The 14,406-nt window shown below is 69.2% G+C and carries 15 protein-coding genes; 7 read left to right on the top strand and 8 right to left on the bottom strand.

Annotation, left to right across the window (positions count from 1 at the left end; all coding sequences use genetic code 11):
• The 3 genes from IY392_RS06240 to IY392_RS06230 all read left to right on the top strand — a co-directional run.
• The coding region (locus tag IY392_RS06240) for an acyl-CoA dehydrogenase family protein (protein ID WP_255542027.1) at nt 1-274 on the top strand (274 nt) is incomplete at its 5' end.
• Entirely contained in the window at nt 271-1,419 is a 1,149-nt protein-coding gene (locus IY392_RS06235; protein WP_194860777.1) for an acyl-CoA dehydrogenase family protein, read from the top strand. The genes IY392_RS06240 and IY392_RS06235, both read left to right, overlap by 4 nt.
• Before the next feature lie 10 nt (nt 1,420-1,429).
• On the top strand, nt 1,430-2,251 hold the full coding sequence (locus tag IY392_RS06230; RefSeq protein ID WP_107755740.1) for an inositol monophosphatase family protein: 822 nt from the start codon (nt 1,430-1,432) through the stop codon (nt 2,249-2,251).
• A 58-nt stretch (nt 2,252-2,309) separates the two neighbouring features.
• Here IY392_RS06230 and IY392_RS06225 read toward each other — a convergent pair whose 3' ends face one another.
• The 5 genes from IY392_RS06225 to hsaA all read right to left on the bottom strand — a co-directional run bounded on the left by IY392_RS06225 (nt 2,310) and on the right by hsaA (nt 7,497).
• Nucleotides 2,310-3,506, bottom strand: a complete 1,197-nt coding sequence (locus tag IY392_RS06225) for a sulfotransferase (protein WP_107755739.1) — start codon at nt 3,504-3,506, stop codon at nt 2,310-2,312.
• Nucleotides 3,503-4,711, bottom strand: a complete 1,209-nt coding sequence (locus IY392_RS06220; RefSeq protein WP_107757974.1) for a hypothetical protein — start codon at nt 4,709-4,711, stop codon at nt 3,503-3,505. Before IY392_RS06220 ends, IY392_RS06225 begins: the two co-directional genes overlap by 4 nt.
• Before the next feature lie 8 nt (nt 4,712-4,719).
• Complete coding sequence (hsaB, locus tag IY392_RS06215) at nt 4,720-5,211, bottom strand: 3-hydroxy-9,10-secoandrosta-1,3,5(10)-triene-9,17-dione monooxygenase reductase subunit (RefSeq protein ID WP_375292893.1); 492 nt, start codon at nt 5,209-5,211, stop codon at nt 4,720-4,722.
• 177 nt (nt 5,212-5,388) lie between these two features.
• Nucleotides 5,389-6,288, bottom strand: a complete 900-nt coding sequence (gene hsaC, locus IY392_RS06210) for an iron-dependent extradiol dioxygenase HsaC (RefSeq protein WP_107755737.1) — start codon at nt 6,286-6,288, stop codon at nt 5,389-5,391.
• A 33-nt stretch (nt 6,289-6,321) separates the two neighbouring features.
• Nucleotides 6,322-7,497: a 3-hydroxy-9,10-secoandrosta-1,3,5(10)-triene-9,17-dione monooxygenase oxygenase subunit gene (gene hsaA, locus IY392_RS06205; RefSeq protein ID WP_107755736.1), complete on the bottom strand. Its 1,176-nt coding sequence runs from the start codon at nt 7,495-7,497 to the stop codon at nt 6,322-6,324.
• Between the two features lie 188 nt (nt 7,498-7,685).
• On the opposite strand from hsaA, the gene IY392_RS06200 reads away from it, so the two are divergent.
• Genes IY392_RS06200 through IY392_RS06185 form a run of 4 tightly spaced genes read left to right on the top strand, consistent with a single transcriptional unit; the run spans nt 7,686 to nt 10,956 of the window.
• Nucleotides 7,686-8,909 carry a Rieske 2Fe-2S domain-containing protein gene (locus tag IY392_RS06200; RefSeq protein ID WP_107755735.1) on the top strand — a complete coding sequence of 408 codons (1,224 nt, stop codon included), beginning with the start codon at nt 7,686-7,688 and terminating at the stop codon, nt 8,907-8,909.
• Complete coding sequence (locus IY392_RS06195; protein ID WP_107755734.1) at nt 8,909-9,304, top strand: hypothetical protein; 396 nt, start codon at nt 8,909-8,911, stop codon at nt 9,302-9,304. The genes IY392_RS06200 and IY392_RS06195 overlap by 1 nt, the downstream gene beginning before the upstream one ends.
• Before the next feature lie 55 nt (nt 9,305-9,359).
• Nucleotides 9,360-10,421 carry a ferredoxin--NADP reductase gene (locus IY392_RS06190; RefSeq protein WP_107755733.1) on the top strand — a complete coding sequence of 354 codons (1,062 nt, stop codon included), beginning with the start codon at nt 9,360-9,362 and terminating at the stop codon, nt 10,419-10,421.
• 13 nt (nt 10,422-10,434) lie between these two features.
• Nucleotides 10,435-10,956, top strand: coding sequence for a flavodoxin domain-containing protein (locus IY392_RS06185; protein WP_107755732.1), 522 nt, complete (start codon nt 10,435-10,437; stop codon nt 10,954-10,956).
• 36 nt (nt 10,957-10,992) lie between these two features.
• On the opposite strand, the gene IY392_RS06180 is transcribed toward IY392_RS06185, so the two are convergent.
• From IY392_RS06180 to IY392_RS06170, 3 genes are read right to left on the bottom strand one after another with little or no spacing between them, the layout of a single operon-like run.
• The gene (locus IY392_RS06180; RefSeq protein WP_107755731.1) at nt 10,993-12,270 is read right to left on the bottom strand and encodes a DUF4010 domain-containing protein; all 1,278 of its coding nucleotides are present in this window, start codon (nt 12,268-12,270) and stop codon (nt 10,993-10,995) included.
• A 9-nt stretch (nt 12,271-12,279) separates the two neighbouring features.
• Entirely contained in the window at nt 12,280-13,344 is a 1,065-nt protein-coding gene (gene dmpG / locus IY392_RS06175; RefSeq protein ID WP_107757973.1) for a 4-hydroxy-2-oxovalerate aldolase, read from the bottom strand.
• 5 nt (nt 13,345-13,349) lie between these two features.
• Entirely contained in the window at nt 13,350-14,297 is a 948-nt protein-coding gene (locus IY392_RS06170) for an acetaldehyde dehydrogenase (acetylating) (RefSeq protein WP_194860776.1), read from the bottom strand.
• Between the last annotated feature and the right edge of the window lie 109 nt (nt 14,298-14,406).

Here is a 14,406-nt window from a genome sequence, read left to right as displayed (position 1 = left end):
CCGCCCGCTGCTGTGGGCGGGCGCACTGGCGATCGCCGAGAACCCGGACGACCCGGTGGCCGCGGCCCGCGACGTCTCGGCCGCCCGCGTGGCCGTCGCCGACGCCGCCTACCTCTCGGCCCGCACGGCGCTGCAGATCCACGGTGCGATCGGTTACACCCTCGAGCATGATCTGGGCCTGTGGTTGACCAAGACCCGCGCGCTGCAGACGGCCTGGGGCACGCAGGGTCACCACCGCCGACGCGTGCTGGACCGTCTGGAGAACGCCCGATGACAGAACCCGCGTCGCCCGGCGTCGACACCGAGGAGCAGGCCGCGCTCCGGCAGTCGGTCGCCGCGCTCCTCGACAAGAGGTCCGACCCGGCGGCCGTGCGGGCCGCCATCGCCTCCGAGCACGGCCACGACCCCGCCCTGTGGTCGATGCTCGTCGAGCAGATCGGGGCGGCGGCGCTGTCGATCCCCGAGCGGTACGACGGCGCCGGCGCCACCTGGGTGGAGACCCACCTGGTCTGCGAGGAACTGGGCCGGCGGCTCACGCCCTCCCCCCTGCTCGGGTCGGCGGTGCTCGCCGCCCAGGCGGTGCTCGCCTCCGGAGACGAGGCGGCCTGCGCCCGGATCCTGCCCGGCATCGCCGCCGGTGATCAGGTGGCCCTGTGCTGGGCGTCGCAGGACGGGTGGGCGTCCCCGGGAGTCGGGGCGTCCGGTGGCGACGGCGACCATCCCTCCCTGAGCGGCACGGCCCATCACGTCCTGGGCGCCGACACCGCCTCCACGCTCCTCGTCGTCGCGATCACGGGCGGGCAGGTGGGGCTGTTCGAGGTCCCGTCCGGCGCCGCCGGCCTCACCGTGACCCGGGTACCCGTCATGGACCCCACCCGGACGATGGCCCGCGTCGATTTCGAGTCCGTGTCCGCGACCCCGATCCGGACCCGCCCCAGTTTCCTGGCCCGGCTCCGCGCCGCGGGGTGGGCGGCGATCTCCGCCGAACAGGTCGGCGCCGCGCGGGCCGCTCTCGACGCGACCGTGAGGTACACGAAGGAGCGCACGCAGTTCGGCCGGGCCATCGGGTCGTTCCAGGCGCTCAAGCACCGCATGGCCGACATGTACGTCAGGGCGGAGACCGCGGCGTCGCTGTCCTATTCGGCCGCGGCGAGGGTCGCGCAGGCGCAGGCGCTCGGGGAGGGGCCGGAGGCCGACGAGGCGGCCTACGCCGCGGAGATCGAGGCCGCCGCGGCCAAGGTGTACTGCTCCGAAGCGGTGCAGTGGATCACCGGGGAGGCCATCCAGCTCCACGGGGGGGTCGGGATCACCTGGGAGTACGACGTCCAGCTGTACTTCAAGCGGGCCCACGGCACCGCGCAACTGTTCGGTCAGCCCCACGAGATCCTGGCGGCGCTCGAGGTCGCCGCGGGCCTCTAGAATCACCTGTATGAGCCCCTTCCCCGAGCACGGACGGACCAACGACCAACGACTCGCCGAGGACCTGGCGGCACAGGCCGGACGGCTGCTCACCGATCTGAGGGTCTCCCGCGTGGCCCCCGAGGAACTGGGCGACTTCGCCGAGGGCGAGGCCCGGGCCGTGATCGTGGACCGACTCGCGGTGGCCCGTCCCGACGACCTGGTCTTCGGCGAGTGGAACCCGGAGTCGCGGGAGCGCCTGGAGGCCGAGCGGGTGTGGATGATCGACCCGCTGGACGGCGTCAGCTCGTACTGCACCCCGGGGCGCCCGGACTGGGCGGTCCACGTGGCGCTGTGGGAGCGCGGCCCCGACGGCACCGGCGGGATCACCGCGTGCGCGATCGCCATGCCCGCGTACGGGCGGGTGATCACCGGCCGTGGTGCCACCACGTACCAGCCGATCTCCATCATCCGCGGGCCGCGCCCGGGTCCCCTGGTGCCCCCGCGGGAGGACGACCGCCTGCGCATCGCCGTCTCCGAGGCCGATCCACCGGCCTTCGCGGAGGAACTCGCCGAGTCCCTGGGAGCGTCGCTGGCCCGCCTCGGCTCGGGTGGTGGCAAGACCGCCACCGTGGTGGAGGACGAGTGCGACGCCTACATCCACACCAGTGGCCACCACCAGTGGGATTCGGCCGCCACCTACGGAGTGGTACGCCAGCGCGGACTGCACGCCAGCCGACTCGACGGGTCAGAACTGGTCTACAACGTCGAGCAGATAGATTTCCCGGACCTGCTCGTGTGCAAGGAGGACGTCGCCGACCGCATCATCGAGGGGGCCCGGCAGTACCTCTGATCCGGCTCCGGACCGACGTGCCTGGCCTCGCGACCCCGCCTGGTCGTCGAGGACCCGCCTAGTCCTCGAGGCCCCGGTAGCCGGCGAACCGCTCGGCGATCTGGTCCTCGGTCACCCCGTAGTCGGCGAGTGTGTAGCGGTGTGCGGGTGCGCGGTCGCCGGACAGGCTCCTGGCGTTCTCCGCCTCGACCGCGTCCCGCACGTCGTCGTCGAGCCCCGCGCCGGCCGCGGCGTACACCCGTTCCACCACTCCCGCCGGGTCCTCGATCAGTTCCCGGTGGTTGACGTCGACGAACGTCGCCTGCGAGCCCGGGTCCGCCTCGTGCCGTGAACGGACCGCGTCGAACTCGGCCACGCCCCGCGCCCACAGGTCGAGCTGCGAGGACCCGATGTAGTCCGGGGTGAAGCGGGTCGACCAGTCCGCGGCGGTCCGGTGCGCCAGCGAGAACATCGACGCCATGGACTTCCGCGGATCACGGTGGGTCTGCACCACCACGGCGTCGGGGTACACCTCGAGGAGTGCGTCCAGCGCGAACAGGTGGCTCGGGTTCTTGAGCACCCAGCGGCGATCGGGGTCGTCCGCACCGATCAACTGAAGGTTCCGCTTGTGCCGTCGGTACGCGGGGACCCAGTCCACGCTCTGCAGCCATGTCGAGTACCCGTCGAGCCTGACGAGACACTCGTACGAGGCCGACGTCGCGGACTGGCGCAGCAACTGCCAGCACTCCTCCAGGTCGTCGGCGGAGATGTAGTGCACTCCTCCGTAGTCGGGATTCTCCGACATGAACCCGGCGTACAGGTCGCGTAGTCCCCGGTAGGTGGGGTCGTCCTCCCACTGGTCCCGCGGCGGCCTCGGCTTGGGCACCTCCGTGAGCCACAGCTCGAGCCCCTGGTTGGCGGGGTCGGCGCCGAGGAGCCGGTGCAGCGCCGTGGTCCCGGTCCGGGGCAACCCGGTGACGACGACGGGCCGCACGATCTCGATGTCCGCCTGGGCCGGGTCCGCGGTGAAGCCCGCCTGCGAGACGAGCCGCGCCACCATCGCGCCCTTGAGCACGGACCGCCAGTACTTGCTCCCGGCCGGGGTGAGCCCGGCATCGGAGTGCAGGGAGTCCAGGAGGACGCCCAGTGCCTCGCGGTGGTGGTCCTGCCCATCGCCGAAGTCCTCCAACCCGATCGCCCGGGAGGCGCTCGCGTGGAGGTCCTCGACGGTCCCGACGTGCACCCGCTCGTCGTCGGTCACGGTCGATCCGGTCATGAGAGTCCTCTCCGCGCGAACGCGTCCTGCCGCGCGGCGATGCGCTCGCGCCACTGCTCGGAGCTCACCCGCTGGTCGTCGTAGCCGGGGACCTCGCTCGCGAGCTGGTCGAACGGCACCACTGTGACCGCCGGACCGAGCTCCGGGGTGATGGGCTCGCTCACCCGCTGCCACCGGAACTGCATGATGCCCTCGCGGTGCCCCAGGGTCTCGATCCAGTTGGCCAGACCGGGGTCGCGGTCGGCCACGACGAGGTGGATCATGCCGTCCTCGGAGACGTGCGCCTGGTCCGCGGTGAGGCTCGTCTGGTGATGCACGTAGTCGAGCGAGGCGTACCACATGCTGCCCAGCTGGAACCCCTGGTACGGGACCCCCGCGACGGGAACGGAGATCACCATGGCCTCATCGGCCCCGAGCTCGAAGACCCCGGCCGAGGAGAACTGGGTGGTGAGCCCGCCGGGGGTCTGCCGGGGCTCGTTCAGTGTGTTGCGCTCCTGGTCACCGAAGAACCACTCCGGGAACGCCAACCACGTCCGCAGCCTCCCGACCAGCGCCTGCGCGAGCTTGGCGTAGAACTTCTCCTGCCCGGCGAGCGTCACCGGTTCCGGCGCGGTGCCCACCGTGTCGACCCTGCGGAGGATCGCCGACCCGGCCACCTCCCGGCTCCAGTCGGAGTACACCTCGCGGACGGCGATCATGGACGACCCCGGGTGCAGCACCACGTAGCCGGAGTCGCCCTCGTCGTCGTCATGCCGTGGTGGCCCCAGGCGGAAGCGGTACCGACCGTCGTCGTCGATCTCGAGAGCACGGTCGTCGAACGCGGCGTGCGACGCGGCGCGTTCGTCGGCCGAGTACGTCCCTGCCATGACCTGGAACGACAGGTCCGCGGTGGTGCCGCGACGACCCTCGATCACGTACTCGGCGCCGTCGGCGAGGTTGGCGTAGAAGTACAGGGTGTCCGGGTTGTCCAGGCCCATCTTGGTGTACGGACCCGTGGCCTGGAACAACTGAGGGTGTGTGCGTCCGCGGTGCTGGCCGGTCTCGATGGCCCCGCGGATGGTCCCGAGCAGATAGTCGAGCCCCTCCGCGACGTCCTCCTCGGTCCGCACGTGCGGCGCCGACCGGATGATCTCCTCCGCCTCGGCCAGCGCCCGCGCCAACGGCGCGGTCGCCCCTGCTGCCCCGTCCACTGCTGCCCCGTCCATCGCGCCGCTCACAGCCACGTGTACGAGTCGGCGGACGTGATGAAGTTCTCGAGCTCTTCCTGTTCGGGCGTCGGATCCACGATGTCCTCCTCGATACTCAGATATGCGCCGCGGTAGAACAACAGCGGCCGGACGTCCCGCTCGGTCGGTCCGAGATGGGCGACCCGGCCCAGGACGATCCAGTGGTCGCCACCGTCGAGGACCTGGTCGATCTCACAGTCCAACCAGGCCATCACGCCGTGGATCACCGGCGAGCCGAGCGGGCTCGGTGACCAGTCGATCGACGCGAACTTGTCGTCGCCGCGACGGCCGAAGGTGGAGGAGACGCCCTCCTGTTCCTCGGAGAGGATGTTGACGCAGAACCTGCCGGCCGCCTCGATCCCTTTCCACGAGCCGGACGTCTTCATCGGGCAGAACAGCACCAGGGGTGGTTCGAGGGACAGGGCGGAGAAGGACTGGCACGCGAAACCGACCGGCGCGTCCTCCGTGACCGCCGTGATGACGGTGATCCCGGTACAGAACTGGCCGAGCGCGTCGCGCAGGTCCCGGCTGGAGAAGCTCTGTCCCTCCGGGGGTGGTCGGTGCTGCTCATGTGAAGTCGGTCCTCCCTGGACTGGGGTGGTGCGTGGGCGTCATCGCCTCCCGGGCGGTCCCGCCCGGGAGGCCAGCCTAGGCTTCTACTTGAAGCCGACGGAGAAATCGTGTCCCCACAGGCTCACCGCCGTGGACTCCCGCGCGACCCAGTCCGCATCGTCGACCTGCACGCCCTCGCAGCCGTACTCGCAGTCGAAACCACCGGGCGTCTTCATGTAGAAGCTGAGCATCTTGTCGTTGACGTGACGACCGAGCGAGGCCGACATCCTGACCTTCTTGCGCAACGCCCGGTCCAGCGCCAGCCCCACGTCGTCGGCCGACGCGACCTCGACCATGAGGTGGATGATCCCGGTCGGGTTGGGGAAGGGTGTGAACGCCAGGGAGTGGTGGCGGGGGTTGCACCCGAGGAAGCGCAGCCAGGCGGGCTCCCCGTCGGCCGGTCGACCCACGATCTCCGGCGGCAGACTCATCGAGTCGCGGAGGGAGAATCCCAGGACGTCGCGGTAGAACTCGAGCGCCGCGACCTCGTCCGGGGTGGAGAGCACGATGTGGCCGGCACCCTGGTCCCCCGTGACGAACTCGTGGCCGTAGGGCGTGGGGATGCGGCGGTGCTGTAGCGCGATGGTGTGGTAGATCTCCAGCGTGAACCCGGCGGGGTCCTGGCACGTGATCAGTCCGCGGACCTTCCGGTCCCGCTTCAGCTCGTCCGAGCCCTCCTCCCAGGGGACCCCGGCGTCCTCGAGACGGCGCCTGACGTCGTCGAGTTCCGCCTCGTTCGCACACTCCCAGCCCACCGCGGCGAGCGTGTCCTCCGGCCCGGGGACGATGATCCACCGATGCGGGTTCTCGTCCATACGGAAGTAGAGCGCGTCGGGGTCGTCGCCCTTGCCCTCGACGAACCCGAGCACCTTGGTGCCGTACTCGCGCCAGGCCTCCATGTCGGTGGCGTAGATCCGCACATACCCGAAGTTGCTTATCGCCATGCCAAGTCAGTCCTCTCGATCGGCTCCGGCGGATCAGACCATGGAGTCCGCGACCTTCTCGCCGAACTCGTTCTGTCCGTACATGATGTACGCCTTGGTCGCCTCGTTGGCCGCGTGGACCCGACCGGCGTTGGCATCGCGCCAGAACCGCTGGATCGGCGAGGTGTCCTCGAGCGCGCGGGCGCCCGAGTTCTGGAACAGCAGCCCGATCGCGTCGATGGCCCGCTGGGTCGCGCGGACCTGGTCCCGGCGGGCGCGGGTGCGGATGTCCATGCCCGGGAACTCGCCGGCCTTGATCAGATCCATCTCCTCGCGGACGTTCCGCATGAGCTGCAGCCATGCGGCGTCGATGTCGCCCGCCGCCTCCGCGAGCCGCACCTTGGCGAACGGGTCGTCCTTGGCCTTGGTGCCGAACGCGGCGCGGACCCGCGCGCGCTGGTGCTCGCGGTGCACCTCGTAACACCCGAACGCCATCCCGACGATCGGCGTGGAGATGGTCGTGGGGTGGATGGTTCCCCACGGCATCCGGTAGATCGGGTTGGTGTTGACCTCGAGACCCGGGCTGGTCGTGTTGGCCATGTCCCCGAAGGACAGCACGCGGTGCGCGGGGATGAGCGCGTCCTTGATCAGGATGTCGTTGGACCCGGTGCCCTTGAGTCCGGCGACGTGCCAGACGTCGAGGATCTCGTACTGCGACTTCTCGACCAGGAAGGTGCAGAAGTCGATCATCTTGCCGTCTGCGTCCAGCACCGGACCGCCGACGAACACCCAGTCGGCGTGGTCACAGCCCGAGGACCAGGACCACTTGCCGTTGAGGAGATACCCGTCGTCGTTCTTCGTGGCCGCACCCATCGGGGCGTAGGACGACGAGATACGGACTGTGGTGTCCGACCCCCACACGTCCTCCTGCGCCTGCTGGGGAAACAGGGCCAGGTGCCAGTTGTGGATCCCCAGGATGCTGGCGCACCACCCGGTGGACGGGCACGCGGAGGCTATGGTCATGGCCGCCGTGTAGAAGGCCTCCATGTCCGCCTCGTACCCGCCCCACTGGGCGGGCTGGCAGAGCTTGAAGAAACCGGCCTCGTCGAGCTCCGCGATGTTCTGCGGATGGACCCGGCGTAGGTCCTCGGTCTCCTGCGCACGCTCGGCGAAACCGGGCAGCAGCGCTTTGATCCGGTCGATGACCTCGTGGTTGGCGTGCTCGCTCATGTGATCCCTCTCTGGCTTTTGTAGGCCGCTTGACCCTAGACTAGAACACGTTACAGTTTTGCACCAGACTGAATACCCCCGAGTGCAGGCTATGGCACCCCGTGCCAGCGCCGACGGGGATTGGTTGTGACCGGCAACCCGATTCTATAACCTGTTCTCATCCGGCTCATGCCCTCAGGAGGATCATCATGACCGCAACTGGCTCGGCCCCCGGAGCCGTCCGAGAGATCGACACGGGTGAGGCGCGGGAACGCTACGCGCGCGGCTGGCACTGCATCGGCACCGTCAAGGAGTTCAGCGACGGCAAACCGCACTCCATCCAGGCGTTCGGCACCAAGCTCGTCGTGTGGGCGGACGACCAGGGCGAGGTCAAGGTCCTCGACGCCTACTGTCGCCACCTCGGAGGCGACCTCTCCGACGGCGAGATCAAGGACGGCAACATCGCCTGCCCGTTCCACGACTGGCGGTGGGGTGGCGACGGCAAGTGCAAGGGCATCCCCTACGCCAAGCGGGTCCCCCTGCGCGCCAGGACCCGCGCGTGGACCACGAACATCCAATCCGGTCAGGTCTTCGTCTGGCACGACCACGAGGGCAACCCGCCCCGCGACGAGGACGCGATCCCGGTAGTCACCGAGTACGGCACCGACGAGTGGACCGACTGGGAGTGGAACCGCCTCGTGATCGAGGGGTCGAACTGCATGGAGATCGTCGACAACGTCGTCGACATGGCGCACTTCTACTACATCCACTTCGCGTTCCCGACGTACTTCAAGAACGTCTTCGAGGGCCAGACCGCCACCCAGTACCTCAACACCAAGGGCCGGCCGGACCACGACCCGACCGGCGGCAAGTACGGGGACACCCTTCTGGAGTCCGAGGCGTCCTACTTCGGCCCCGCGTACATGATCAACCCCCTCAAGCAGAAGTACGGCGACTTCGAGACCGAAGCCATCCTCATCAACTGCCACTACCCGATCGACCAGAACTCGTTCGTGTTGATGTACGGACTCTCGGTGAAGAAGCCCGCGGGCTTCGACGACGCGACCTCCGCCAAGATGGCCGCGAAGATCGCCACGTTCTTCGGCGAGGGGTTCCTCCAGGACGTCAGGATCTGGCAGCGCAAGTCCCAGATCGCGAACCCGCTGCTGTGCGAGGAGGACGGACCCGTCTACCAGCTCCGCCGCTGGTACGAGCAGTTCTACGTGGACCGGGACAAGGTCGAGCCCGAGATGCAGGAGCGTTTCGAGTTCGAGGTCGACACCACCGCCGCCAACACGTACTGGGAGAGCGAGGTCGCCGAGAACCTCCGCAAGCAGGAGGCGGGCGAGGCCGAGACCTCGGACGAGCAGACCCAGTACACCGGGATGGCCGAGGTCGCCGGGGAGGCGAACGCCTCCCGAGCGGAGACCTGATGTTCAAGCAGCACGACGCCCGGCGCGCCCCCACCTGGGATCGGTCCGACCCGGCGCGCGCCGCGCGTCTGCACGGTGACACGGACCTCGACCGCGAGACCTACACCCGGGCGGGCTTCCAGCCCGTGGAGTGCCGCACGTGCGGGACCTGCGCGTCCGTTCGCAAGAACAGCGAGAAGCACACCTCGATCCAGTGGACCGCGAACAGTGACCGCGCCTGCCCCGTGCTCTCCGAGTGGCGGGCGGGCGGGGAGCGGCCCCAGGGCGAGGACACGTGCCCCCGGATGCTCGCGAGCATCCGGTACGCCTACGCGGAGGGCCTGATCACGCTCGCCGACGGCGTCGATCCCGCTGACACCGATCACATGGTCAACCCTCTGTTCGTCCCGGAGTAGGACGTCCCGGAGTGACCTCCCGAACCGCCGCACGCAAGCGATAGGCTCCCAACCCATGACCGCCACCCCACAACTCGGCTCCTTCGTGCGCGAACTCTCGATCGCCGAGGTGATCGAGGAGACGGCCGACGCCAAGTCGATCGTCTTCGAGATCCCGGCCGGCGCGGAGGACGATTTCCGATACACCCCCGGCCAGTTCCTCACCCTGCGGATCCCCAGCGACCGGACCGGGTCCGTGGCGCGGTGCTACTCCCTCTCCAGTTCCCCCACCGAGGACTCCCGTCTCAAGGTGACCGTCAAACGCACCGTGGACGGCTATGGATCCAACTGGCTGTGTGACAACGCCGAGGTCGGCATGTCCATGCACGTCCTGGCACCGTCGGGCATCTTCACGCCCAAGAATCTCGACCAGGACTTCATCCTCCTGGCCGCCGGCTCCGGAATCACCCCGGTGATGTCGATCCTCAAGTCGGCGCTCTCCCAGGGCACCGGGCACATCGTCATGGTCTACGCCAACCGCGACGAGAAATCCGTGATCTTCAAGGACGAACTGCAGACCCTGCAGCGGGAGAACCCCGACCGGCTCACCGTCCTGCACTGGCTCGAATCGGTGTCGGGCATCCCCTCCCCCGAGATGATCGGGAATCTGCTCCACCCGGTGGCCACCAAGCGCCAGTCGTACATCTGCGGCCCGGCACCGTTCATGGAGACCGTCAAGGACGGCCTCCGCCGCGCGGGTGCCGACATGCACCTCATCCACACCGAGGCCTTCTCCTCGATCGAGGGCGACCCGTTCGCCGAGATCGTGATCGACGACTCGCCTGGCGATGACGGCGCCGGGCCGGCCACGGCGATCGTCGAACTCGACGACGAGACCCACGAGGTCTCGTGGCCCCGCAACACCCCGCTGCTCGACGTCCTGCTGTCGAAGGGGATCAAGGCTCCGTTCTCCTGTCGCAAGGGCGAGTGCTCCGCCTGCGCCTGCGTCCTGAAGTCCGGCGAGGTCGAAATGATCCACAACGGCATCCTCGACCCGGAGGAGGTCGAGGAAGGGTACGTGCTGAGTTGCCAGCTCCTGCCCAAGACCGATCGTGTCGAGGTGTCGTACTCCGAGTGACACACTCCAGGATGTGAACCACCCCCTCGTCACCTTCACCTCCCGCTACGGCTCCACTCGTCGCTACGCGGACGCACTCGCCGAGAAGCTCGGCACTCGCGCCGTGGAACTCGACTCGCCGGGGCACGCAGCCGCCGCCGACCCGTTGATCGTCCTGGCTCCCCAGTACGTCGCGACCATCCTCGGGCGGCGGCGCATCATCCGGGCTATCCGATCGGCTCCGGGCCCCACGGCGCTCGTCGTCGTCGCCCTCTCCCCCGCCGACGACCCCGGGCGCGGCACCCTCGCGCAGAAGCTCGTCACGGCCACCGGCCGCGCGGTCACGGTCTTCCAGTTGCGCGGAGACCTGGACCCGGACCGGCTGCGGTGGTCGGACCGGGTGCTCATGGCCGCGCTGCGCAGAGAATTGCGCAAGACCCCGGACGAACCGATGGCCCGGCTGCTGCTGCCACGGGAGCGAGTGGAGCTGGTCGACGAGTCCACGCTGGGGCCCGTGATCACGTGGGCGATGCGGCCGCCGTCGACCCCGGACTGACCGCCGGTCAGCCCCGCATCGCTCCGACCCCCACGATCACAGGGCCACCACCATGCCGAGACCGACGGCCAGGGCGACAGGGACCAGCAGTCCACCCAGGGCCGCGGCGAACCTCCCGCCTCCCAGACCGCCGGCCAGAACGAGCTTCACGCCGAGGTTCGTCAGGAGCCCTACACCGACGGCCAGTGCGGCCGCGCTCACCGACACGGCGCCGGCCGACGCGGCCGACGCAGCCGCGATCGCGGCGGCGTGCGCATCAGCGAGCCCACCGATCGCGGAGACCACGATCAGGCCCGCGCCGCCGAACTCGTGTGAGGCCACCCGGGTGGCCATCAGGAGCAGGGCGAGGATCACGGCCAATCCGACCGCGGCCCATAGGGACATCGGTCGGCCGTAGTCCCGCGCGGGGCCGTCCGGATCCGAGGCTCCCACCGTCGCGACACCCCGCCGTCCGGCGCGCAGGAGCAGCGCCACCTCCAGGACGAGAACGGCGATCCCCGCCACCGCCCCGGCGAGGACGATCCGGGCGGTGTCGCTGTCGATGAACCACGTGACGACCACCGCCTGCACCAACGTGGAGACGTTCACCACCACTGCGGCGCCGAGCGCGTCCCGGCGGGCTGCGACGTCGCCGCGCCCCGCCCTGGCCGCGATGGCCGTGGACGCCGTGCCGGACACGAAGCCCCCCGCCAGCGAGGTGACGAACAGACCCCACTTCCGGCCGAGGAGACGGGCGGCCACGTACCCGGCCCAGCCGATCCCGGTGAGGAAGACCACGAGGATCCAGATGGTGCGTGGATTGAGTGAATCGTACGGGCCGAACGCCCTGTCCGGCATGAGCGGGAGCACGAGGAACGCCACGACGAGCAGGGTGATGGCGTCAGTGACATCCCGGTCGTCCAGGGCGTGACGCGCGAAGTCATGCAGCCGGTGCTTGGCGGCCAAGAGCATCACCACCACCACCGCCAGGGCCACCGCGAGTGCGGGATCGGCCACCGAGAGTGCCCCGAGCAGGGTGGTGACGATCGCCGCCGCCATCGTCGTGATCCCCACATCGTCGGCACCGTCATCCACCCTCGCGGGCGCTGTGACGCGCCAGTACCAGGCGAGGATCGCCGCCCCGGACACCGACAGGGCGACCGCGAGACCGACGGGTCCCAGGAGGGCCCCGATCGCACCCGCGAGGGCGAACAGTGGGAACGTCCGCGCCCCTATCCGACGGGACCGGTGCTCAGGACTGCGTTCCCGCTCGATCCCGATCGCGAGACCGAGTGCCGCCGCTGTGAGCAGCGGCAGCACTTCGTCCACGACCATGACATGAGCCTAGGCGTTCGCCTGCTCCTTCTGGATCTCCAAGGCGATGTCGATGAGTTGGTCCTCCTGACCGCCCACCAGGCGGCGCTCGCCGGCGCGGATGAGGATCTCCGACGACGGCACGCCGTAGCGGTTCGCGTGTCCCTCGGCGTGCTTGAGGAATGACGAATAACAGCCCGCGTAGCCGAGCATGAGCGCGGACCGGTCGACCACGCACTCCGTGGGCATGAGTGGTCGCACCACGTCCTCTGCGGCATCGGCGATCTTGAAGAAGTCCACGCCGGTGGTGATCCCGAGCTTGTCGCACACGCCGACCAGCGCCTCGACCGGGGTGTTCCCGGCACCGGCGCCGAAGCGGCGGGTGGAGCCGTCGATCTGCTGAGCCCCGGCCCGGATGGCCATGATCGAGTTTCCTACGCCCACATCCAGGTTCTCGTGGCCGTGGAATCCGACCTGGGCGTCGTCGCCGAGTTCGGCGACCAGCGCGGCGACCCGGTCGGATACCTGGTCCATGACGAGCGCGCCCGCCGAGTCGACGATGTAGACGCACTGGCATCCCGCGTCCGCCATGATGCGGGCCTGCTTGGCGAGCACCTCCGGCGGCTGGGTGTGGCTCATCATGAGGAACCCGACGGTCTCGAGGCCGAGCTCGCGGGCGTAACCGAAGTGCTGGATCGAGACGTCGGCCTCGGTGCAGTGCGTGGCCACCCGGCAGATCGACCCACCGTTGTCGCGTGCGGCGAGGATGTCGTCCTTGATCCCTAGTCCCGGCAGGGTGAGGAATGCGATCTTGGCCTGCGTGGCGGTCTCGGCGGCGACCTTGATGAGGTCCTGGTCGTAGGACTTGGCGAAGCCGTAGTTGAATGAGGCACCGCCGAGCCCGTCACCGTGGGTGACCTCGATGACGGGGACCCCGGCGCCGTCGAGCGCGGTGACGACGTCGCGGACGTCGTCGACCGAGAACTGGTGGCGCTTGTGGTGAGAGCCGTCGCGCAGCGACGAGTCGGTGATCCGGATATCGAGTTCCGAGCTGTAGGCACGGGCGTCCGCGTTGTACGGGTTGGTCCTGTCCATGGTCCTCACACTCCGGGCGTCGTGGTGGCGGGCTCGGTCCTGGCGAGCCTGGTCCTGGCGATGTCCTCGCCGACCTTCGTGGCGGCGGCGGTCATGATGTCGAGGTTGCCGGCGTACGGCGGGAGGAAGTCCCCGGCGCCTTCGACCTCGACGAAGATGGCGACCCGCGCCATCCCGCCGGTGATCTCGGTGGGCGGGTCGAACTGTGGCTCCTGGAGCAGCCGGTATCCGGGGACGTACTCCTGGATCTCCTTCTCGCGCTTGCGGATGGCGGTGGTGATGAGGTCCTGGTCCGCGTCCTCGGGTATCGCGCAGAAGATGGTGTCGCGCATGATCATCGGCGGTTCGGCCGGGTTGAGGATGATGATCGCCTTGCCCCGCTTGGCGCCCCCGACCTTCTCGATGGCCAGCTTGGTGGTCTCGGTGAACTCGTCGATGTTCGCCCGGGTGCCCGGCCCCGCCGATTCGGAGGAGACGGAGGCGACGATCTCGGCGTACTCCACCGGGACGACCGAGGAGACAGCGTGGACCATCGGGATGGTGGCCTGGCCACCGCAGGTGACCATGTTGTGATTGGGCGCCTCGACGTGCTCGTGCAGGTTCGCGGGTGGGATGACCATGGGGCCCACCGCGGCGGGGGTGAGGTCGACGGCGATGATGCCCGCGGCTTCGTAACGGGGGGCGTAGGCCTTGTGGACGTAGGCGCTGGTCGCCTCGAACAGCAGGTCCGGCTTCTCGCCCCCCGCCTCGATCGAGTCGAGCAGTTCGTCGGCCCCACCCGACATGCACGTCAAACCGTGGTCGGCAGCGCGCTTCATCCCCTCGGACTCCGCGTCGATACCGATCATCCACTTGGGCTCGATGAACCCGCTGCGCTCGAGCTTGTACATGAGGTCGGTACCGATGTTTCCCGATCCCACTATCGCCGCGGTGAGCTTGGTCTTCGCTGTCATGCCGTCAGTCTCTCGGTGCCGACCGGCCACCACAATCGAGCGTGCCGTTCAGCGGAACACGCGAGAGTGGCGGGTGCACGGTGACCCTGTCAGGCGGGGTGGGGGCGGT

The organism is Dietzia sp. SYD-A1 (genome assembly GCF_015356725.1).
Classification (GTDB): Bacteria; Actinomycetota; Actinomycetes; order Mycobacteriales; family Mycobacteriaceae; genus Dietzia.
The sequence above is the reverse complement of the archived record's forward strand: the minus strand, read 5'-3'. Positions and strand labels throughout refer to the sequence as shown.